Origin of the sequence: Rhodococcus sp. F64268 (assembly GCF_023015605.1) — a bacterium.
Lineage (GTDB): Bacteria > Actinomycetota > Actinomycetes > Mycobacteriales > Mycobacteriaceae > Rhodococcus.
The window spans coordinates 485,193-503,046 of record NZ_JALKAI010000001.1; the positions used below are offsets into that span (position 1 = coordinate 485,193).

General features: G+C 66.4%; 21 protein-coding genes and 1 riboswitch. Of the genes, 11 read left to right on the forward strand and 10 right to left on the reverse strand.

The genetic code is table 11. The annotated features are described in order from the left end of the window. Nucleotides 1–53: 53 nt before the first annotated feature. Nucleotides 54–695 (reverse strand): bifunctional 2-polyprenyl-6-hydroxyphenol methylase/3-demethylubiquinol 3-O-methyltransferase UbiG, encoded by a 642-nt coding sequence (locus MWU77_RS02310; protein ID WP_169687836.1) that lies wholly within the window; start codon nucleotides 693–695, stop codon nucleotides 54–56. 56 nt (nucleotides 696–751) lie between these two features. Between MWU77_RS02310 and MWU77_RS02315 the strand changes: the two genes are divergently transcribed. Then, the gene (locus MWU77_RS02315; protein WP_247272838.1) at nucleotides 752–1,207 is read left to right on the forward strand and encodes a MerR family transcriptional regulator; all 456 of its coding nucleotides are present in this window, start codon (nucleotides 752–754) and stop codon (nucleotides 1,205–1,207) included. A gap of 33 nt (nucleotides 1,208–1,240) precedes the next feature. On the opposite strand, the gene MWU77_RS02320 is transcribed toward MWU77_RS02315, so the two are convergent. The 5 genes from MWU77_RS02320 to MWU77_RS02340 all read right to left on the reverse strand — a co-directional run bounded on the left by MWU77_RS02320 (nucleotide 1,241) and on the right by MWU77_RS02340 (nucleotide 5,640). Then, complete coding sequence (locus MWU77_RS02320) at nucleotides 1,241–2,575, reverse strand: LLM class flavin-dependent oxidoreductase (protein WP_374229795.1); 1,335 nt, start codon at nucleotides 2,573–2,575, stop codon at nucleotides 1,241–1,243. Beyond that, nucleotides 2,575–3,354, reverse strand: a complete 780-nt coding sequence (locus MWU77_RS02325; RefSeq protein WP_247272839.1) for a 3-oxoacyl-ACP reductase — start codon at nucleotides 3,352–3,354, stop codon at nucleotides 2,575–2,577. Before MWU77_RS02325 ends, MWU77_RS02320 begins: the two co-directional genes overlap by 1 nt. A 54-nt stretch (nucleotides 3,355–3,408) precedes the next feature. Next, nucleotides 3,409–3,500, reverse strand: a riboswitch (TPP riboswitch). A 43-nt stretch (nucleotides 3,501–3,543) separates the two neighbouring features. Further along, nucleotides 3,544–4,134: a DUF998 domain-containing protein gene (locus MWU77_RS02330; protein WP_169687833.1), complete on the reverse strand. Its 591-nt coding sequence runs from the start codon at nucleotides 4,132–4,134 to the stop codon at nucleotides 3,544–3,546. Nucleotides 4,135–4,138: 4 nt separating this feature from the next. Further along, nucleotides 4,139–4,906 carry an ABC transporter permease gene (locus tag MWU77_RS02335; protein ID WP_247272840.1) on the reverse strand — a complete coding sequence of 256 codons (768 nt, stop codon included), beginning with the start codon at nucleotides 4,904–4,906 and terminating at the stop codon, nucleotides 4,139–4,141. Beyond that, nucleotides 4,903–5,640, reverse strand: a complete 738-nt coding sequence (locus MWU77_RS02340; RefSeq protein WP_169687831.1) for an ABC transporter ATP-binding protein — start codon at nucleotides 5,638–5,640, stop codon at nucleotides 4,903–4,905. Before MWU77_RS02340 ends, MWU77_RS02335 begins: the two co-directional genes overlap by 4 nt. A 111-nt stretch (nucleotides 5,641–5,751) precedes the next feature. On the opposite strand from MWU77_RS02340, the gene MWU77_RS24900 reads away from it, so the two are divergent. Together MWU77_RS24900 and MWU77_RS02350 are read left to right on the forward strand one after the other, a co-directional pair. Next, nucleotides 5,752–6,852 carry a sensor histidine kinase gene (locus MWU77_RS24900; protein ID WP_247272841.1) on the forward strand — a complete coding sequence of 367 codons (1,101 nt, stop codon included), beginning with the start codon at nucleotides 5,752–5,754 and terminating at the stop codon, nucleotides 6,850–6,852. Next, on the forward strand, nucleotides 6,849–7,493 hold the full coding sequence (locus MWU77_RS02350; protein WP_169687830.1) for a response regulator transcription factor: 645 nt from the start codon (nucleotides 6,849–6,851) through the stop codon (nucleotides 7,491–7,493). Before MWU77_RS24900 ends, MWU77_RS02350 begins: the two co-directional genes overlap by 4 nt. 25 nt (nucleotides 7,494–7,518) lie before the next feature. On the opposite strand, the gene MWU77_RS02355 is transcribed toward MWU77_RS02350, so the two are convergent. Then, complete coding sequence (locus MWU77_RS02355; RefSeq protein ID WP_247272842.1) at nucleotides 7,519–7,806, reverse strand: metalloregulator ArsR/SmtB family transcription factor; 288 nt, start codon at nucleotides 7,804–7,806, stop codon at nucleotides 7,519–7,521. Between MWU77_RS02355 and MWU77_RS02360 the strand changes: the two genes are divergently transcribed. Continuing rightward, nucleotides 7,797–7,949 carry a hypothetical protein gene (locus MWU77_RS02360; RefSeq protein ID WP_169687489.1) on the forward strand — a complete coding sequence of 51 codons (153 nt, stop codon included), beginning with the start codon at nucleotides 7,797–7,799 and terminating at the stop codon, nucleotides 7,947–7,949. The two genes, MWU77_RS02355 and MWU77_RS02360, sit on opposite strands and share 10 nt — an antisense overlap. 19 nt (nucleotides 7,950–7,968) lie before the next feature. Here the strand turns inward: MWU77_RS02360 and MWU77_RS02365 are convergent, their stop codons facing one another. Both MWU77_RS02365 and MWU77_RS02370 read right to left on the reverse strand, forming a co-directional pair. Continuing rightward, nucleotides 7,969–8,634, reverse strand: a complete 666-nt coding sequence (locus tag MWU77_RS02365; protein ID WP_247272843.1) for a TrkA family potassium uptake protein — start codon at nucleotides 8,632–8,634, stop codon at nucleotides 7,969–7,971. Further along, entirely contained in the window at nucleotides 8,627–9,982 is a 1,356-nt protein-coding gene (locus MWU77_RS02370) for a TrkH family potassium uptake protein (RefSeq protein ID WP_374229804.1), read from the reverse strand. Before MWU77_RS02370 ends, MWU77_RS02365 begins: the two co-directional genes overlap by 8 nt. A gap of 225 nt (nucleotides 9,983–10,207) precedes the next feature. Here MWU77_RS02370 and MWU77_RS02375 point away from each other — a divergent pair, with 225 nt between their 5' ends. The 4 genes from MWU77_RS02375 to MWU77_RS02390 all read left to right on the forward strand — a co-directional run bounded on the left by MWU77_RS02375 (nucleotide 10,208) and on the right by MWU77_RS02390 (nucleotide 13,550). Next, nucleotides 10,208–10,762 (forward strand): TetR/AcrR family transcriptional regulator, encoded by a 555-nt coding sequence (locus MWU77_RS02375; RefSeq protein ID WP_247272845.1) that lies wholly within the window; start codon nucleotides 10,208–10,210, stop codon nucleotides 10,760–10,762. Next, entirely contained in the window at nucleotides 10,759–11,493 is a 735-nt protein-coding gene (locus MWU77_RS02380) for an ABC transporter ATP-binding protein (protein WP_169687826.1), read from the forward strand. Before MWU77_RS02375 ends, MWU77_RS02380 begins: the two co-directional genes overlap by 4 nt. Then, nucleotides 11,490–12,266, forward strand: coding sequence for an ABC transporter permease (locus MWU77_RS02385; protein ID WP_247272846.1), 777 nt, complete (start codon nucleotides 11,490–11,492; stop codon nucleotides 12,264–12,266). Before MWU77_RS02380 ends, MWU77_RS02385 begins: the two co-directional genes overlap by 4 nt. Before the next feature lie 213 nt (nucleotides 12,267–12,479). After that, nucleotides 12,480–13,550 carry a TrkA family potassium uptake protein gene (locus MWU77_RS02390; RefSeq protein WP_247272847.1) on the forward strand — a complete coding sequence of 357 codons (1,071 nt, stop codon included), beginning with the start codon at nucleotides 12,480–12,482 and terminating at the stop codon, nucleotides 13,548–13,550. Between the two features lie 94 nt (nucleotides 13,551–13,644). Here MWU77_RS02390 and MWU77_RS02395 read toward each other — a convergent pair whose 3' ends face one another. Beyond that, nucleotides 13,645–14,073 carry a DUF6653 family protein gene (locus tag MWU77_RS02395; protein WP_169687823.1) on the reverse strand — a complete coding sequence of 143 codons (429 nt, stop codon included), beginning with the start codon at nucleotides 14,071–14,073 and terminating at the stop codon, nucleotides 13,645–13,647. A 255-nt stretch (nucleotides 14,074–14,328) separates the two neighbouring features. Between MWU77_RS02395 and MWU77_RS02400 the strand changes: the two genes are divergently transcribed. The 3 genes from MWU77_RS02400 (at nucleotide 14,329) to MWU77_RS02410 (ending at nucleotide 17,779) form a co-directional block, all read left to right on the forward strand. After that, the gene (locus MWU77_RS02400) at nucleotides 14,329–15,234 is read left to right on the forward strand and encodes an alpha/beta fold hydrolase (RefSeq protein ID WP_169687822.1); all 906 of its coding nucleotides are present in this window, start codon (nucleotides 14,329–14,331) and stop codon (nucleotides 15,232–15,234) included. A 28-nt stretch (nucleotides 15,235–15,262) separates the two neighbouring features. After that, complete coding sequence (gene nhaA / locus MWU77_RS02405; protein WP_247272848.1) at nucleotides 15,263–16,555, forward strand: Na+/H+ antiporter NhaA; 1,293 nt, start codon at nucleotides 15,263–15,265, stop codon at nucleotides 16,553–16,555. 84 nt (nucleotides 16,556–16,639) lie between these two features. Further along, a complete protein-coding gene (locus tag MWU77_RS02410; protein WP_247273050.1) occupies nucleotides 16,640–17,779 on the forward strand; it encodes a glycosyltransferase family 87 protein in 1,140 nt (379 codons plus the stop codon). The last annotated feature ends 75 nt before the right edge of the window (nucleotides 17,780–17,854 follow it).

The following is a 17,854-nucleotide window of genomic DNA, read 5'->3' on the forward strand; positions in this document are numbered from 1 at the left end:
GTACTCATGTATATGTGTGGAATCGAGTGTTCAGAGTAGTGGTCCTGATTTGCTCACAGCCGCCGCAGGACCACGACGGTGTCGTCGAGTACGGCCTGTGTGCCGTCCGGGCCGACCGCGTCACGCGCGCGGGTCTCGGCGATCCGCACCTCCCAGCTACCCGGTTCGAGGTCGAGTGCCTCGATCTCTTCTTGCGGGCTCAGGAATCGGTGGTCGCCGTGCCCCTCGTGCGCATCCGCTCCTGCCCACGGTGGGAACGCGGCGTGCGAGACGATCACGAGGTGCCCGCGTGGCGCGACGAGTCCGGCGGCGTGGCGAAGCACCTCGGTGCGCGGAAACTCGACGGGCGAGTGCAGGAACGATGCGGCGACGAGGTCGTAGCTGCTGTCTTCGTGCCAGGTCGACAGGTCTGCCGCGACGAACCGGATGCGGCCGTCGGGAAGTTCGGCGTCGCGCGCAGCGTCGGTGGCGCGGCGGACGGCGGTGGTGGAGATGTCCACTCCGGTCGCGATCCAGCCGCTGCGTGCCAGCCAGATCGTGTCGGCACCCTCGCCGCAGCCGAGGTCGAGTGCAGTGCCCGGTGTCAGGCCGGATACGGCGTCGACGAGGGACGCGTTCGCGTTGCCCGACCACAGACCGTCGCTGTCGGTGTAGCGGTTCTCCCAGAATTGTGCTGGCGATGTGTCAGTGTGCATGAACTCTCCTCGTGTGCGGGCTTGCGTCACCGCCGATAATGCGACTTCATGTTGACATGAAGTCAACTGTGATCTGGACGATCGGTGAGGTGGCCGAGCGCTTCGGCCTCGCCACGCATGTATTGCGGCATTGGGAGGACGTCGGGCTGATCGCACCCGACCGCGACAGCGCAGGGCGCCGCCGGTACCGCGACGCCGACGTCACCAGGGTGGCGGTGATCATCAGGAGCAAGGCCGCCGGAATGAGCCTCGACCAGATCCATGTCCTGCTGGCAGGGCAGACGGACGAGCGGCGCGAGGTGCTCACCGCGCACCTCGACGACCTGGAGCGGCGGATGGCGGAGATGGCCCGCTCCCGGGAGATGACACTGCATGCACTCGAATGCCGCGCTCACGACATCGCGACATGCCCCAATTTCGCGGCAGGCGTCGCCGATCTCCTCGAGAACCCCACCGACACGCGTCCTGATTTCGGCTCGGGCCACACCATCACGGAAGACGCATCGCGATGAGTCGTTCTCGGACCCGGAACAATTCTCCGTGAGCTACCCGGCAACCACACTGTGCCGCTGAGGTAGAGCCGGTACCTCCAGCCCCAGTGAGTCACGCAAGGTACTACCCGGGTACTCGGCGCGGAACAGGCCGCGACGCTGCAACTCCGGCACCACGAGGTCGACGAAGTCGTCGAGAGAATCCGGGTAGGCAGGGCACATCAGGTTGAAGCCGTCGCAGGCGCCGGTGACGAACCATTCCTCGATACGGTCGGCGATCGATTCCGGCGTTCCGATCATGGTGGCGTGACCGCCGCCCGCAGCGAGAAACCCGAGCAGCTCCCGCAGCGTGGGACGTTGCGTCTCGATGATTCGCTGCACCGTCGAGTATCGCCCCTGCGGGCCGGTGAACTCCGATATGGGAGGCAGGTCCGAAACCGGAGCGTCGAGAGCATGACCGGTGTAGTCCTGTCCCGTGAAGGACCCGAGCTGGGCGAGCGCGCCCTCGACATCGAGAAGGGAGTCCAATGCGGCCTTCTTCGCGTGGGCTTCGTCGTCGGTGCGGCCGACGTAGGTGACGAGACCGGGCAGTATCGCGATCGACGCGGCATCACGTCCCGCGGCGGCGGTGCGGGCCCGCAGGTCGGTAGCGAACTCGAGCGCTGCCGGAAGATCCCAGGCGACCGAGTACACCGCCTCGGCGTGGCGTGCTGCAAGATCGCGTCCGGTGTCCGAGGACCCGGCCTGGAACAACACGGGGCGTCCCTGCGGGCAGCGTGGCACCGTGAGCGGGCCGTCCACGCGGAAGTGTCTGCCGTGGTGTTCGATCGGGTGGATCGCGTCGGCATCGAGGAAACGCCCGGCAGCGCGGTCCGCGATCACCGCGTGTTCGTCCCACGAATCCCACAGCGCGACAATCGCGTCGATGAACTCCTCCGCCCTTCCGTATCGTTCGGCGTGGGCCGGTAGCGACTCGAGTCCGTGGTTGCGGGCTTCGGCGTCGAACATCGAGGTCACGATGTTGGCACCTGCGCGTCCACCGCTGATGTGATCGAGCGAGGCGAGCATGCGGGCCGCGTGGAACGGCGTGTAGAAGCTTGCGGACACCGTGGTGACCAGGCCGATCTTCTCCGTGGCCCGCGCCATCGCAGACAGCGCCGTGAGCGGTTCGAGAAACCACGTCGTGCCCGCCGTGTACGCGGTGTTCACGCTGTGCCCGTCGGCGAAGAACACCGCATCGAAGCAACCGCGTTCGGCGATGCGCGCGAGTTCTTCGAAGTAGGCGATGTCGCCGATGCGCTCCGCGGCGGAGTCCGGGTGCCGCCACGCCGAAGAATGATGCCCGACACCGTACAGAAATGCGCCCAGATGCAGAGTGCGCCCCGTCATCAGTCCATCACCAGCCCGCCGTCGACGACGAGGTTCTGCCCGGTGACCGCGCGCGACCAGTCGGACGCGAAGAACAGCACGGCGGCGGCGAAGTCCTCCGGCGTCGTCACCGCACGCAGCGGGGTGGACCCGGCGATCAGATCGAAGACCTCAGGGGGTGTCGCGGACGATGCATCGGTGGTGCGCAGGAGTCCGCCGGACACCATGTTCACCCGGATGCCTTCGGGGCCCAGATCCGCGGCGAAGGTGCGGGTCGTCGACAGCAGGGCTGCTTTCGCCGCGGTGTAGTCGTGGTACGGCACGACCGGGTTCTGGAACAGGTTGGTCCCGATGTTGACGATGCTGCCGCCGCCCGCTTCGCGCATGCCGGGCAGGGCGGCCTGGATCGTGTTCACCGCGCCACCGACGATGCCTTCGAGTTGTGCCGCGAACGCGCCGTAGCCGATCTCGTCGGCCTTGTCGCGGGCGTCACCGTTGAAGGAGAAGTCGGGAAGGGCATTGTTGACCACGGTGGTCACCGGACGTCCGAAGTGTTCGCGCGCCCGGTCGAACGCGGCCTGTACCTGCGTGCGGTCGGTGACATCGGCCTGCACGGCAAGTGCTCGTTCGGGGCCGATGCTCTCGGCGAGAGCCCGTGCTGCGTTGCCACTGCGCCGGTAGTTCACCACGACCGATGCGCCTTCGTCCGCGAAGGCCTGCGCGATGCTGCTGCCGAGCCCGCGGCCTGCGCCGGTGATCAGGACGATCCGATTCTGCAGTGACGTTGTGACGAGAGCCATTGTGGCGCCTTCCCTTCGGAACGAGGGACACGCAGACGGCATCGGTCCACTGGCCTGTTGCCGACTCGGCATCCCTTCGCTCGCATGATCGAGATCAGGTTCTACGGGTGTGGTCTCAGCCGTTTCCGGCACCCCGTGTCGAGTTCCGAACGCCAGGTTAGCAGTGTGCACGGGCAACGACGGAGCGCGTCACGTTCCGGCACGGGCGAACAGCAACGCCAGCCACGCCCAGCCCACTGCGATCACGATCCGCTGCACAAGTCCGGCGGAGCGGGCGTCGCTTTCCCACGCCTGACCGAATGCGACGAAGCCGATGCTCAGCGCGACGGCGGTCAGGCCCGACAACCATGTCCACACCGTGCCGGGGACCGTGAACGCCGCGATGACCGCCGCTGCTGGAAGTGCGGCGAACACGACCGCACCCGCGTGGTCGTGAATCTTGTGGCGTCGCGTGTACTCCGTCGGTGTCCGGTCCGGTGTGCCCGGCGGATATCCACGCATCGCATCCATCGGAAAGAGTCCCGACACTACGAGCGCGACACCGAACACTCCGATCGTCACACCGAGCAACACGCTGCCGAATACATCGGCGACGCCGACGGATCCGAGGGCCACTACCGCACCGCACACGATGAAGTTGGTGCTCTGGATCCAGCCCCGGCGGCCCAGTGCGAGCGCACTGACGGGCTGGCGTACCGGGTGATAGCCAGGACGAGTCCACCCGTCGACGAGGAAGACCACGACGAACACCGTGAGCGCGACCGAACCGATGATCGTCACGCGGTTACTCCCACCGGAAGAGCGCCGCCGCGACGACAACACCGGTCACGATCACCACGCCGAGCGCGACGAAATGGGCCGGATCGGCCGGACTTCCGGCCCACGCCGCGGACATGGCCTGCGTCGAGGCGCCGAACGGTAGCCACTGTCCCACCGCGGCAACGGGATCCGGGAGTGAATCGGTGCTGCCGAACAAACCGCCGGTTGCGCCGAGTGCGAAGAACGCGACGAGACCGATCGCCACCGCGGAGTTCGGGGTCGGGGAGATCGCCGCGACGATCATTCCCACCGCGTACATCGCCGCCATCGAAAGCGCGAAGACACCCAAAGCAGTGCCCGGGTGCACAGGCAGACGGGCGTCGAAGAAGACGATCGCGACGACCAGCGCCGCACCGAGCCCGACCAGGGTCTGCAGCACGCTCACCACGACCTGCGCCACCAGGACCATCGCAGGCGACGCCGGCGTCACCGACAGCCGGCGCAGAATCCCCGTGCGACGGTAGTACGCGAGGAAGCTCGGCATGTTGATGACGCCGATCGTGGCGATGATGATCGTGAACACCAGCGGCAGGACGTACACATCGAGCGCCGACCGTCCGTTGATCACAATCTCGCCGCTCGCCGACGACGCACTCATGACGAGGATCAACAGCGGGAGGCCGATCGGCACGACGAGACCCGCAGTGTCGCGAGCCACCATCCTCCCTTCGCACGCGATCAGCGTCAGCCACGCTGCGAGACCGGGCCGCCGGATCTCGGTGCCGGTGTTCATACGGTGTCCTCCAGTTCTTTTCCGGTGAGCGCGACGAATGCCTCGTCGAGGTTGTTCGCCGAAGCTGCCGCAACGAGGCCGGGCGGAGTGTCCAGGGCGACGAGCCTGCCTGCGTCGAGCAGGGCCACTCGGTCGCAGAGACGTTCGACCTCTTCCATTGCGTGGCTGACCAGGAGGACTGCAACGTTGTCGTGGCGCAATCGCTCGACCGTTTCCCACATCTGTCGCCGGGCCCGCGGGTCGAGGCCGGTGGTGAGTTCATCGAGGATGACCACTCGTGGTCGTCCGGCGAGTGCCAGCGCGATCGACAACCGCTGCTGCTGGCCACCCGAGAGCTTCTCGAATCGGGTTCCTCGTTGCTCGGTGAGACCGACCATCTCCAACAGTTCTGCGGCACCGACGGGGGCCGGATAGAAGGTGCGATACAGACGGACGAGTTCGGCCACGGTCAATGCCCCGTGGAGGGTGGCCTCCTGCAATTGAACTCCGAGGAGCTGACGGGCGTGTGCACGGTCGCGGTGGGGATCGACGCCGAGAACACGCACACGTCCACCGTCGGGTGATCGCAAGCCCGCGACCATTTCGACGGTGGTGGTCTTGCCCGCCCCGTTCGTCCCGATGATCCCGAGGGTTTCGCCGACACCGAGTGTGAAGCTGATGTCGTCGACCGCGACCCTGTCTCGGTACCGCTTGCACAGGTGCTCGGCGACGATCGCCGGAGTGCTGGTGTCCATGACGCCGACGCTATGAGCCGAGCGTGCGTGCTCGCGCGTGCCGGATGTCAGGAATGCCGACCATGACTTTCGGCACCCGCTCAGCGTGTGGCCGCGGCTTAGAGTGATGTCGTGCATCGATGGACACCGGAGGGACTGTCGGGCGTGGCGATGCTCGTCGTCTCGGTCGTGGTGGGCGGACCGGTCCTGTTCGGCGGCGCTCGCACCGAGATCCCGCGTGTCGCGTGGATCGTGCTGTTCGGTGTCCTGCTCGTCGCAGTGTTCGGTGCCGCTGCGGCCCGACGACCGTCGGCAGGCAAGGTTTCGTTGGCAGTGGCCGTCGTCTCCGGCTGGGCGGTGGTGGCGACCGCGCCGGGTATGGGGCCGCTGCCGATTCTGCTCGTCGTCGTCGCTGCCGTGAGTGTCTACGTCGTACCGGTTCGCGTGGGTCTGTTCGTGGTGGTTCTCAACACGCTCGTCATCGCCTTCGCGGCGGCGCAGCAGACCGGGAATACGGGTGCGACGATCCTGACCGCAGGTTTCTATCTCCTCATCCAGCTGGCGACGCTGTTCAGTTCGTTGTCGCTGCTGCGGGAACAGCGGATGCGGCGGGAGCTGGCCGAAGCGCACGTCGAACTCCAGGCAGCGACCGTCCTGCTGTCGGAATCCGCGCGCACCGCGGAACGACTGCGGATCTCCCGCGACCTGCACGACCTCATCGGTCACCAGCTCACTGTGCTCGCGCTCGAACTCGAGACGGCACGGCACCGCGATGGTGACCGGGCTCGTGAACACGTCGAGCGAGCGAACGGGGTCGCACGGGAATTGCTCGCCGACGTCCGGTCCACGGTGGGGGAGCTGCGAGTCGAGCCCTTGAATCTCGAGGTCGCCCTGAACCGTGTGGTGCGGGATCTGCCCGGGCTCGATGTGCAGATCGACGTCGCATCCGATGTGGAGGTCCGCGAAGAGCAGGCTGCGGCATTCGTGCGTGCCGTGCAGGAGATCGTGACCAACGCGCTTCGGCACGCCGATGCTCGTACAGTTCGAGTCGAGGTCTCGTCGGAGGCCGGAAGCGTTGTCCTGTCCGCGACCGACGACGGTGCAGGCACCCGGAAGTTGACCGTCGGCAATGGTCTGCGCGGCCTCGCTGAACGGTTCGAAGCTCTGGGCGGACACGCCACATTCGACGGCAACGGTGGGTTCCGAGTCACAGCGAGAGTGCCGATCTCATGATCCGCGTTGTGGTGGTGGACGACCAGACCCTCGTGCGTCAGGGAATCCGGAGTTTGCTGGAGGTCGCCGAGATCGACGTGGTCGGGGAAGCGGACGACGGTCGGGTGGCCCTCGACGTCATCGCCGACACCGGCCCCGACGTGGTCCTGCTGGATCTCAGAATGCCCGGGTACGACGGTATCTGGACGCTCGATCGCCTGCGTGAGCGGGAGGTCGCGGTCCCGGTCCTCGTGCTCACGACATTCGACGACGACGCCCTCGTGCTCGATGCTCTGCGCTCGGGGGCGCGCGGCTACCTGCTCAAGGACGTCACGCTCGACCAGTTGACGCACGCGGTGCGGACCCTTGCCGACGGCGGAACGCTCATCGCCCCGTCGATCACCGACCGGCTTCTCCGTGCGATCCGGTCCGGCCCGTCACCGTCGGGGGCGGGGGCCTCGCGCGCACCGGACCTCACCGACCGAGAACTCGAAGTGCTTCGCCTGATGGCCGAGGGCTTCAGCAACCGCCGAATCTCCGAGGCACTGTTCCTCGCCGAGGGCACAGTGAAGAACCACGTGTCGTCGATTCTGCTCAAGTTCGGTGCCCGCGACCGGACCAACGCGGTGTTACGGGCACTCCACGACGGAGTTCTACGCTGAGTGGCCCGAGGACGACCCGAGCAGATCAGCGGCAGCAGTTCGGATCGAGCACCGTGCACAGGGCGTCGAGGGCTTCACCGTGGACTCGGTGATCGACGTTCATGCCTCGTCGGGTCGAGTCGACCATTCCGGCTCTGCGGAGTTGCCCGAGGTGATGGCTGACGGTTGATTCGGCCAGGCGCACCGCGCCGGCGAGGTCGCATGTGCACACCTCACCGACATCCGCTGTGAGCAGAATCGCCATCAGCTGGATGCGAGTCGGGTCGGCGAGCGCTCGTTCGGGCCGCTGATCGATCTGCCTCGGTGGGTGCACGATCTGTCCCGTTCGAGCACATCGCGCGCCTGCCGATGGACACATTGTCCTGGACCTCGCTGATCGTGCTCACGATGGTCGCGTTCGCGGTGTCCTCGCTCGGCGTGGCGGGGTTCCGCCACCGCGACCTGGAGACCACCTGACCACCCTGGGCCGGACTGCTCAGCTCAGATCGGCGAAGCGTTCGGTGTCACGGACCTGGCCGGAGACGATGATGGTGTCTCCGGCCGAGAGAACGGTGTCGGCGGTGGCGTAGGTGAAGCCTTCGCCGGGGCGTTTGATCGCAACGACAGTGACCTTGTAGGTGGAGCGGATGGTGGTCTCGGCGAGCCGCTTGCCGTGTGCGAAGGCCGGCGGGGTGGTCTTGACCATGGCGAAGCCGTCGTCGAATTCGATGTAGTCGCTCATCCGTCCGCGGACCAGATGCGCGACACGTTTACCCATGTCGTGCTCGGGGCGGATCACGTGGTGCACGCCGATCTGGGTGAGGATCTTGGCGTGCGCGTTGCTGATCGCCTTCGCCCAGATGTTCGGTACTTCCAGGTTGATCAGCGCGGACGCGGTGAGCAGGCTCGCTTCGAGGTCGGAACCGATACCGACGACTGCGCGGGCGTGCTCGGGTACCGACAGTTGACGTAGCGAATGCTCATCGGTGGTGTCGGCCACCACCGCGTGGGTCAGTCGGTCGGCGACCTTCGTGATGACCGTCTCGCTGCTGTCGATGCCGAGGACCTCGGCGCCCTGCGCCATCAGCTCGAGTGCCAACGATTTACCGAAGCGGCCGAGGCCGAGCACAACCACGACATCGGAAGCGGGTTTCCTAGCCAATGAACGGCCTTTCCACAGGGTATTCGTAACGGCGGCCACGGTGTCGGGCAGCCAGGGCGCTGACGAGGGTGATCGATCCGATGCGGCCGAGATACATCAGCAGCACCAGAATCAGCTGCCCCCAGGCGGGGAGCTGGGCGGTGATGCCGGTGGACAGGCCGACGGTGGCGAATGCGGAGGTGACCTCGAACAAGAGGACGTTGAGATCGAAGTCGGTTTCGGCGAGCAGGACGATGGTTGGCACCATGACCAGCGCGACACCGACCAGTGCCACCGACAGTGCCTGTCGCTGGACGCGGGTGTCGATGCGGCGGTCGAAGATGGTCACCGACTTCTGGCCGCGCACCTCGGCGGCGATGACGAACAGCAGCAGCACGAAGGTGGTGACCTTGATGCCGCCGGCGGTGCCGCCGCTGCCACCTCCGATGAACATCAGCACGTCGGTCACCAGCAGGGTGGCGTCGTCCATCTGGGCGTAGTCGACGCTGTTGAACCCGGCGGTGCGAGGCATGACGCCTTGAAACGTGGCGACGAGCAGTTTGTCGGCGAACGCGTACTGCTGCAGCGTCCGGGACCATTCGAGTAGCAGCACCAGGGCCGGTCCCACCACCAGCAGCACCGCGGTGACCGTCACGGTCAGCCGGGTGTGCAGGCTCCACCGACGGGAGCGGTCTTCGAGTGGGCGTCGAAGTCTGCGGCCGACTTCGAATAGCACCGGGAAGCCGATTCCGCCGAGAATCACGGCCACCATCAGCGGGATGCAGATCCACGGGTCGTCGGCGAATCCGATGATGTTGTCGCTGTAGAGGGCGAAGCCGGCGTTGTTGAACGCCGAAATCGCGTGGAACACGCCCAGCCAGAGCGCCCGCAATGGTGGTTCGTCGTATCCGAGTGCGAACCGGAGCGTCAGCGCCGCCGCGACAACGGCTTCGATGAGCACGCTGACCCGGACGACGCCGTAGACCACCGAGCGTACGTCTCCGAGCCCGGACGCCCGCGCCTCGGCAGCGGTGTTGAGCCTGGCCTTGAGTCCGATCCGGTTGGCGAGTACCAGTCCGACGAGCGAGGCCATCGTCATGATCCCGAATCCGCCGGCTTGGATCAGCGCGAGGATGACGCCTTGTCCGAACCCGGACCAGTGGACGGGGGTGTCGACGACGATCAGTCCGGTCAGGCACATGGCGGAGGTCGCGGTGAACAGGGACTCGATGACGGAGGTCTGCGCGCCGGACCTGGTCGCTGCCGGGATGAGCAGCAGGACCGAACCGATGATGATCGCCGCGGCGAAGCTCAACGCCACGACTCGGACCGGGGTGAGGGTGGCCTGCGCCGCGAGCCGGCGCCGCAGTGCAGTCCGTGTCGACGGTGCGGTGCGTTCGGTCACGCCGACGAACACTAGACCTGTCGACGCTGCTGACACAGCAGGCCTGCCAGGTGGCGCCGGAACAGGCGCATCCGGCCGTCGTTGACGCAGGACTTGTGATGGCATGCACCGAATCCCGATCCGCCTGGGGGCTCGGTAGAAGGCGAACCGCTCTTGCCACGCTGAATGTTAGTGACTAACATCCAGCGGGTGAGAAGGTCCGAACAGACTCGCGAGCGACTTCAGGCGACAGCGATCAGGCTGTTCGCCGAGGAGGGCTACGACGCCGTCACCATCGACCGCATCGCCGCCGCTGCCGGCGTCTCTCACATGACGTTCTTCCGGAATTTTCCTTCCAAGGACGCAGTGCTCCTGGACGATCCGTACGACCCGCTCATCGCAGAGGCCGTCGCCGCGCAACCGGCCGATCGCAGCCCCCTCGAACGGGCATGCAACGGAATCCTCGCCGCATGGACGCGCATCCCCGAGGAACATCTCGGCGACGTGCGACTCCGCCTGCAGATCGCGGTGTCACACCCGGCCCTTCGTGCACGGATGTGGGAGAACACCTTGGAGACCCAGGAGGCGATCGCGCACGCGCTCCGATCTCGCGGAGCGCGTGCGCTCGAAGCCGACGTGGCAGCCGGGGCGTGCGTGGGGGCACTGATGGCGGCGTTGACCGATTGGGCACGGCACGGCGAGGAGCCGCTCGGCAACCGGATCGCGCAGGCGATGCAGCTGCTGCTGCCGCAGGTCGGGTCATGACCGGCGCTGGAGTTGCGCTGCTCGAATGCCGCAACGTCCGCACCCGCTACGGCGATGCGGTCGTGCTCGACGATGTGACCACCGAGGTCAGATCCGGGGAAGTGCATGCCTTTGTCGGCCTCAACGGTGCCGGAAAGACAACACTGATGCGTCTGTGTCTCGGCATGCTCGAGCCGGACGAGGGCACCGTCCGGGTCGACGGGCGGGCACCGACAACGATGGCCGCGCGGTACTGGACCGGTGTCGGGCATCTGGTCGAGACACCGTTCGCCTACCCGGAATTGAGCGTCACCGAGAACCTGTGCATGGCGGGACGACTGGCGGGCCTGTCCACCAGGGCCGCCCGCGCCGCTGCCGACCGCGGGATCGAGGAACTGGCACTGACACCGTGGGCGATGACCGGGGCGCGGAAGCTGTCGCTGGGCAATCGTCAGCGGCTGGGCCTGGCCGCGGCCTTGATTGCCGATCCGCGTCTGCTGATCCTGGACGAGCCGACCAACGCGCTCGATCCGGCAGGGGTCATTCTGGTGCGCACGCAGTTGCAGCGGTGTCGCGAACGTGGTGCGGCCGTGATGGTGTCGAGTCACCATCTCGATGAGGTTGCCCGCGTCGCCGATCGCATCACGGTCGTGGGTGCCGGTCGCATCGTCGGGTCCCTCGATCCGGACGGCACCGACCTCGAGCGGCAGTTCTTCGATTTGGTGTATCGGGACAGCGAGGCGAGACGATGACCGGCACCGACCAGCTCCGCGTCGCCCTGGCGGTGGAATGGGTGAAATTCCGGCGAGCGCGTCCGGTATGGACCGCGACCGCGTTGCTCACGGTCGGGGTGATCGCCTTGTCCGTGGCCACCCTCGCGTCCGTGGGCGGCGCCAATCCGGCTGTTGCGAGCAAGGCTCAGTACCTCGTCGACGGCGGCGGGCAGGACGGCCTGTTCGCCGCCGCCTCCACGATCGTCTCGGTCGGCGGCATGCTCGGTTTCGGTGTGGTCGCGGGATGGGTCTTCGGCCGAGAATTCACTGAGGGCACGATCACCGGGCTGTGGGCCACCCCAGTCGCGCGGCCCGTCATTGCCACCGCCAAATTGCTGCTCCTGTCGGCGTGGAGTGTGGTCACCACGGTGGTGCTGGCCGTTGCGCTGACGGTGGCGGCCTTGTTCGCCGACCCCGGCACCCTCGGAGCCGACGTCGTCGCGCTCGTCGGCAAGTTCACCGCCATCGCCCTACTGACCGCCGGACTGGCGATACCCTGCGCATGGGTCGCCACCGTCGGACGGGGTTACCTTCCGGCGATCGGAGCGATCATCGCTGTCGTGCTCGTTGCTCAGATGGCGGTCATGGCGGGACTCGGCGGCTGGTTCCCGTTCGCTGCCCCCGGGGTGTGGGCGGCGGGAACGCAGGCCGGCACGGTAACGGGAGCACAATTGGCTCTCACACTCATGGTTCCCGCCATTTTCGCGGCCTTGACGATCCGATCGTGGCGCCGACTCACCCTGACGCGCTAGGTGTAGTTCCCTCGAGAGACACACGCTCCGGTACGAATCGTTTCGGACAGGTTGGGCACACGATAGGGTGATCGGCGGTGTGCCGGGAAGTCTGGTCGGCGAGCAGATGAGCGCTGGACCAACCAGGGAGACACCGTTGAATGCAGACAGGGTCCTGAAGCGGGTATTCGGGGTGAACTCGGTCCGGACCGGACACACTGTGCAGCTGTCGTGATGGTCGCCAAGAAATGGCGTAGCCACTCGAAGGGGACGGACTTACTCACCCAACGACCCTGGTTTGCGTTGGTGGGCGTGTTGCAGGTGCCGCAGCCGCAGACCAGCCCCGGCCGGGCGATCGTCCGCCGAATCGGGTACGCCCTGACCGCCCTGACTCTGGTGGTGCTCGTGGTCTACCTCGACCGCGACGGCTACACCGACGCCCAAGACAACGAGCTGTCACTGCTGGACTGCATCTACTACGCGACGGTGTCCCTGTCGACCACCGGCTACGGCGACATCGCCCCAGTGACCGACCACGCACGAATAGTCAACATTCTGCTCGTCACACCCCTGCGGATCTTCTTCCTGATCGTACTGGTCGGCACCACCTTGTCGGCCCTGACCGAAAGCTCCCGCGACGCCTGGCGCATCCAACGCTGGCGACGCCGAGTGCGCAATCACACCGTGGTCGTCGGCTACGGCACCAAGGGACGCGTAGCCGTGGACGCGATGCTCGGCGACGGCCTGCACCCGTCAGGGATCGTCGTCGTCGACACCGACCCGGCCGTCCTCGAAACCGCCACCGGCCAGGGGCTGGTCACCGTGCAGGGCTCGGCCACGAAATCCGATGTACTGCGCCTCGCCGGGGTACCGCACTGCACCTCGATCGTCGTCGCCGCCGACCGCGACGACACCGCGACGCTGATCACCCTCTCCGCCCGCGAACTCGCTCCCACCGCGAAGATTGCCGTGGCGATCCGCGAATCGGAGAACATCCACGTGGTGCGCCAATCAGGGGCCGACACCGTGGTCATCACGTCCGAAACCGCCGGGCGCCTGCTCGGGGTCGCCACCGCCGCACCGAGTGTGGTGCAGACCATCGAAGAGCTGCTCACCCCCGAAGCCGGATTCTCCATCGCCGAACGACCGGTCGAATCCGACGAGATCGGCCTTTCGCCGCGAGACCTACCGGACCTCGTTCTCGGTGTCGTGCGCCACGGTCACCTGCTGCGCGTCGGAACCCCCGAGGCGGGCACCGTCGACGTCGGCGACAGGCTGCTCTACATCCGCCGCAACTCGGGCTGACACCGCCGGATCCAGGTGTGGGCCGTCAGTATCTGCGAGAAAGTACCCGGCCCACTCCCACCGGACCGCAGGTCTCCCGTCTGCAACGAGAACGTCAGAGGGCATCTCGCGCTCCGTCGTAGAGGTCGGCGTAGCGCCGCCAGCCGTACAGCGTGAGCGCCATGGTGGCAGCTACACCGACGACAGTCGGAGCCTTCCGACGGTGCCAGGCCGCGAGGACGGCTCCTCCGAGGGCGACCACGCCTAATACGTTGAGCGCGCCCATCGTCCGGTCCAGACCAGGTTGGGCCAGCCAGCGCTCCTCGCCGAGAATGGCTCGGGTGGCAAACGATCTCCGGTCGGCCGGCTCGGGGGTCATGATCGGGTTCATCGCGAACCAGACCAGAACTCCTGCGGTCACGTCCGTCCTCCGGGTCCAGAACGGTGCGGCCACCAGCGGTACGGTGAGTAGTCGGCTCCAAGCACTGACCGGGTGGGCGTGCCGGACGAACATCCAGTGACGCAGTTGCTGCGCTCGATTCATGATCATTCCTCGATGTCTGCACCCGCACGCGGAGCGGTCCATGACGCCTCCGTTCGGTGCGCATACCGGCTTCTCTGGGCAACTGCGTGGACAACGACCGCCGCGCGGATCGATCCCGGTGCGGTACCGTATGCAGCGGTGCGCCGGGAAGTCTGGTCGGCAAGTAGGTGATCATACTGTCGACCCTGGAGGGCCCGTGTTCTCGTATTATCCTGTCCACACCACCGCTGGCGGCGGCGATGCGCGATCGGCGCAGTGACCGAATCTCGAACCAGGTATCCGTACCGCAGTCCCGGTGACCACGCCGCGGTGCAGGCTGCATGTCGCCGTGCGCTGACCGACTCAGGTCTCCCATGCGAGGTGCAGCTCGTCGACACTGCGCAGGGAGCCACCGGTGTCCTGGTCGCCGGACAACCATCTGCATTGCCACCCGTCGTGCTGGTACCCGGAGCGGAAGCCCCAGCCGTGACCATGACCGCGGCGATCGAGGCGATCGGACGGTCGCGGCAGGTCTTCGTTCCCGACCCGCCCGGGATGCCCGGTCTGAGTGCACCTAAACAACCGGAACGCGATTTCTGGGCCTCGTACGGGTCCTGGCTCGACACGGTGCTACCGGCACTCACGCCCGATCCCGTGATGCTGGTGGGGCACGGACTCGGAGCCGGCATCGCCCTGGCCGCCTCGCGTGAACACCAGGTCACGCAGCTCGTTCTGATCGGCCCACTCGGACTGTCCCCGGTTCGACCTTCGGTGGCGGTGAGATGGCGCCGGTGGCTATGGAGGGTCAACGCCGACCACCAGGCCACCGGTAGGCTCCTGCAGTCCCTGACCGCAGCCGGTTTTCGGCCCGACCCCGCAGCACTCGCGGTGTTGTGCGTGATCGGCGCGCACTACCGGCCCCCGCACATTCCACATCGGTTTCCCGAGGAATCGGTTCGACGGTGGACTCACCGCACGCCGCTCACCGCGGTCGTCGGCGAGTACGACCCCGTCCTGACCGGTCCGGCACTTCGCGCGCTGGCAGCGCGGCTGCCCACCGCATCGGTCCGCATGCTCGACGGCGTCGGGCACCTGTTGCCGCTCGAAGCGCCGGACCGTTTCGCCGAGCTGCTCGACCGTGTGACGACCGCACGGTCGGCACCGCGCAACGACCACCCCTGATGACTACCCGCACTCTCGAGGACCCCTCATGCCCAAAAGGTTTTCTGCTCTACCGTTCCTCTCCCGCGGCTCCTGGGACGACTCCCGTCGGGTGGCGGAGATTCTCCGCAAGGAAACCGTCGGCGGAATATTGCTGCTGATCGGCGCGCTGGCCGCGTTGATCTGGGCCAACACCGCTTGGTCCGACTCCTACCACGCGTTGCGCGATATCACCGTCGGCCCTGCTGCACTACACCTGGACCTGTCCCTGGGCACATGGGCAGCAGACGGGTTGCTCGCGGTGTTCTTCTTCGTGGTCGGTGTCGAACTCAAACGTGAATTCGTCGAAGGCAGTCTTCGCGATCCACGTCGGGCAGCGATGCCCGTTATCGCCGCACTCGGCGGAATGGTGGTCCCGGCGCTGATCTTCGTCGCGATCAATGTGCGTGGCGGGGCCGAGTCCTTGAGCGGGTGGGCCGTCCCGACAGCCACCGACATTGCCTTCGCGGTGGCCATCCTCGCCGTGATCGGGACCCACCTGCCGTCGGCCTTGCGGACTTTCCTGCTTACCCTCGCCGTGGTCGACGACCTGCTCGCCGTGACCGTGATCGCGATTTTCTACACCGATGAGATGAACCTGTTCTATCTCGGAGCAGCACTGATCCCACTGCTCGCCTTCGGTTTCGCGCTCAAAAAGGGCGTGCATGCCTGGTGGTTGCTGGTGCCCTTGGCGGTCGCGGCGTGGGTGCTTGTGCACGAATCAGGGGTGCACGCCACCATCGCCGGCGTCCTGCTCGGTTTCCTCGTCCCCGTCTCCCGCGATGCGGATGGAAAGAAGGTGCCCGTCGCCGAGCGCATCGAACACCGGATTCGACCGCTGTCGGCCGGCATCGCCGTCCCCGTGTTCGCGTTCTTCGCCGCCGGCGTCACGGTCGGTGGCCTCACCGGCTTGACCGAGGCGCTCACCGACACCATCTCACTCGGGGTGATCGCCGGATTGGTGCTCGGCAAGGTCGTCGGCATCTTCGGTGTCAGCTATCTGGTGGCCCGATTCACCCGCGCACATCTGGACGACGAGTTGAGATGGGTCGACGTCCTCGGGGTCGCGTTGCTCGGAGGCATCGGGTTCACCGTGTCCTTGTTGATCGGTGATCTCGCGTACGGTGCGGGCACAGTCGCCGCAGACCATGTCAAGGTCGCGGTCCTGGCCGGTTCGTTGCTCAGCGCCGCCCTCGCCTCGGTGGTGCTGACCATCCGCAACCGCGCTTACCGTCGGATCATCGCCCTCGAACAGGTCGACGACGACGGTGATGGAATTCCGGACGTCTACCAGGGACGGTGAACAGCCATGCCCTCCACCGAGTTCCGCAGATCGCCCTGGTGGACAGCGACCACTGTCGACTCGCCGGAGGCGCTGGTCAAGTGCATGCTGTGGCCGGTCGCGGTGATGCTCGTGATCCACCGCACGGTGATTCTCGCCGTCAACGGTGCCCGCACCGACGATTTCACCGGGGTGTACCGGGCTGCGGTCGCGTTCTGGAACCGCGAACCGGTCTACACCGCCGCCTACCAGCATGTTGACCCGCATTACCTCTATCCGCCGTCCGGATCCTTGCTGATCGCACCGTTCGCGGTCTTCGAGCCGGACAGTTCACGGTGGCTGTTCATCGGTGTCAACGCGGTTGCAGTGCTGATCGCGGTGTATCTGGTGGTCCGGATGTTCGGATTCACCGCACACTCCGCAGCGCTACCCGTGGTGATCGTGCTCGCCTTCGCATCGGAATCGGTGACCAACACTCTGGTGTTCACCAACATCAACGGGGTCATCCTGCTCGGCCAGATGGCGTTCTTGACGTTGCTGCTTGCCCGGCGAGATCTGTGGGCCGGTGTGGCGATCGGGCTGACATTCGCGATCAAACCGATCCTGGCACCGTTGTTGCTGCTTCCACTGCTGCGGCGCCAGGGCAAGGTGCTTGTTACTGCCGCGGCGGTGCCGATTCTGCTCACCGCGCTGGCGTGGCCATGGGCCGCGGATCCGTGGCAGTTCGTCGAACGCACCGTGCCCTATCTGCTGCAGTCCCGGGATTACTTCAACAGTTCGATCACCGGTAACGGCAGCTACTACGGCCTGCCGGATCTGTTGATCCTGTTGCTCCGGGGTGGTTTCGCGCTGTTGGCCGCGGCCACGATGTATCTGCTCTACCGCTACCATCGCCGCGATGACGTGTTCTTCGTCGTCACCAGCGCCGGGGTGCTGATGACAGCCTCATTCCTGCTCGGTTCGCTCGGCCAGATGTACTACTCGATGCTGCTGTTCCCGTTGCTGATGAGTGTGGTGTTGCCGCAGTCGGTGCTACGTAACTGGCCGGCGTGGCTCGCGGTGTACGGGTTCCTCAGCGCCGACGAATGGTATTCGGGGCGGTGGGTCGAAGCCGGACGGTTTGCGGAGTACATGCGTCCGACGTGGGGCTGGTCGTTGCTGCTCATCGTGATCTTCGCGGTGCTGCTCGACCGTCGCCTCGACATCCGGCGCCGGGACTCGGTCTCGGCCGGGAGCGACGGGTAGACCAATGTGCCGACGCCGTGGTGGTCGGAAGGTGAGGTCGCGGTATGTCCACGCGGATGCTGGGCAGTGTCGCCG

Bases quoted from the DNA above. Each gene is read 5' to 3' on its own strand.
- MWU77_RS02310 (WP_169687836.1), bottom strand. From the start codon at position 695: ATGCACACTGACACATCGCCAGCACAATTCTGGGAGAACCGCTACACC.
- MWU77_RS02315 (WP_247272838.1), top strand. From the start codon at position 752: ATGAAGTCAACTGTGATCTGGACGATCGGTGAGGTGGCCGAGCGCTTC.
- MWU77_RS02320 (WP_374229795.1), bottom strand. From the start codon at position 2,575: ATGACGGGGCGCACTCTGCATCTGGGCGCATTTCTGTACGGTGTCGGG.
- MWU77_RS02325 (WP_247272839.1), bottom strand. From the start codon at position 3,354: ATGGCTCTCGTCACAACGTCACTGCAGAATCGGATCGTCCTGATCACC.
- MWU77_RS02335 (WP_247272840.1), bottom strand. From the start codon at position 4,906: ATGAACACCGGCACCGAGATCCGGCGGCCCGGTCTCGCAGCGTGGCTG.
- MWU77_RS02340 (WP_169687831.1), bottom strand. From the start codon at position 5,640: ATGGACACCAGCACTCCGGCGATCGTCGCCGAGCACCTGTGCAAGCGG.
- MWU77_RS02350 (WP_169687830.1), top strand. From the start codon at position 6,849: ATGATCCGCGTTGTGGTGGTGGACGACCAGACCCTCGTGCGTCAGGGA.
- MWU77_RS02380 (WP_169687826.1), top strand. From the start codon at position 10,759: ATGACCGGCGCTGGAGTTGCGCTGCTCGAATGCCGCAACGTCCGCACC.
- MWU77_RS02385 (WP_247272846.1), top strand. From the start codon at position 11,490: ATGACCGGCACCGACCAGCTCCGCGTCGCCCTGGCGGTGGAATGGGTG.
- MWU77_RS02390 (WP_247272847.1), top strand. From the start codon at position 12,480: ATGGTCGCCAAGAAATGGCGTAGCCACTCGAAGGGGACGGACTTACTC.
- MWU77_RS02395 (WP_169687823.1), bottom strand. From the start codon at position 14,073: ATGAATCGAGCGCAGCAACTGCGTCACTGGATGTTCGTCCGGCACGCC.
- nhaA (WP_247272848.1), top strand. From the start codon at position 15,263: ATGCCCAAAAGGTTTTCTGCTCTACCGTTCCTCTCCCGCGGCTCCTGG.
- MWU77_RS02410 (WP_247273050.1), top strand. From the start codon at position 16,640: ATGCTGTGGCCGGTCGCGGTGATGCTCGTGATCCACCGCACGGTGATT.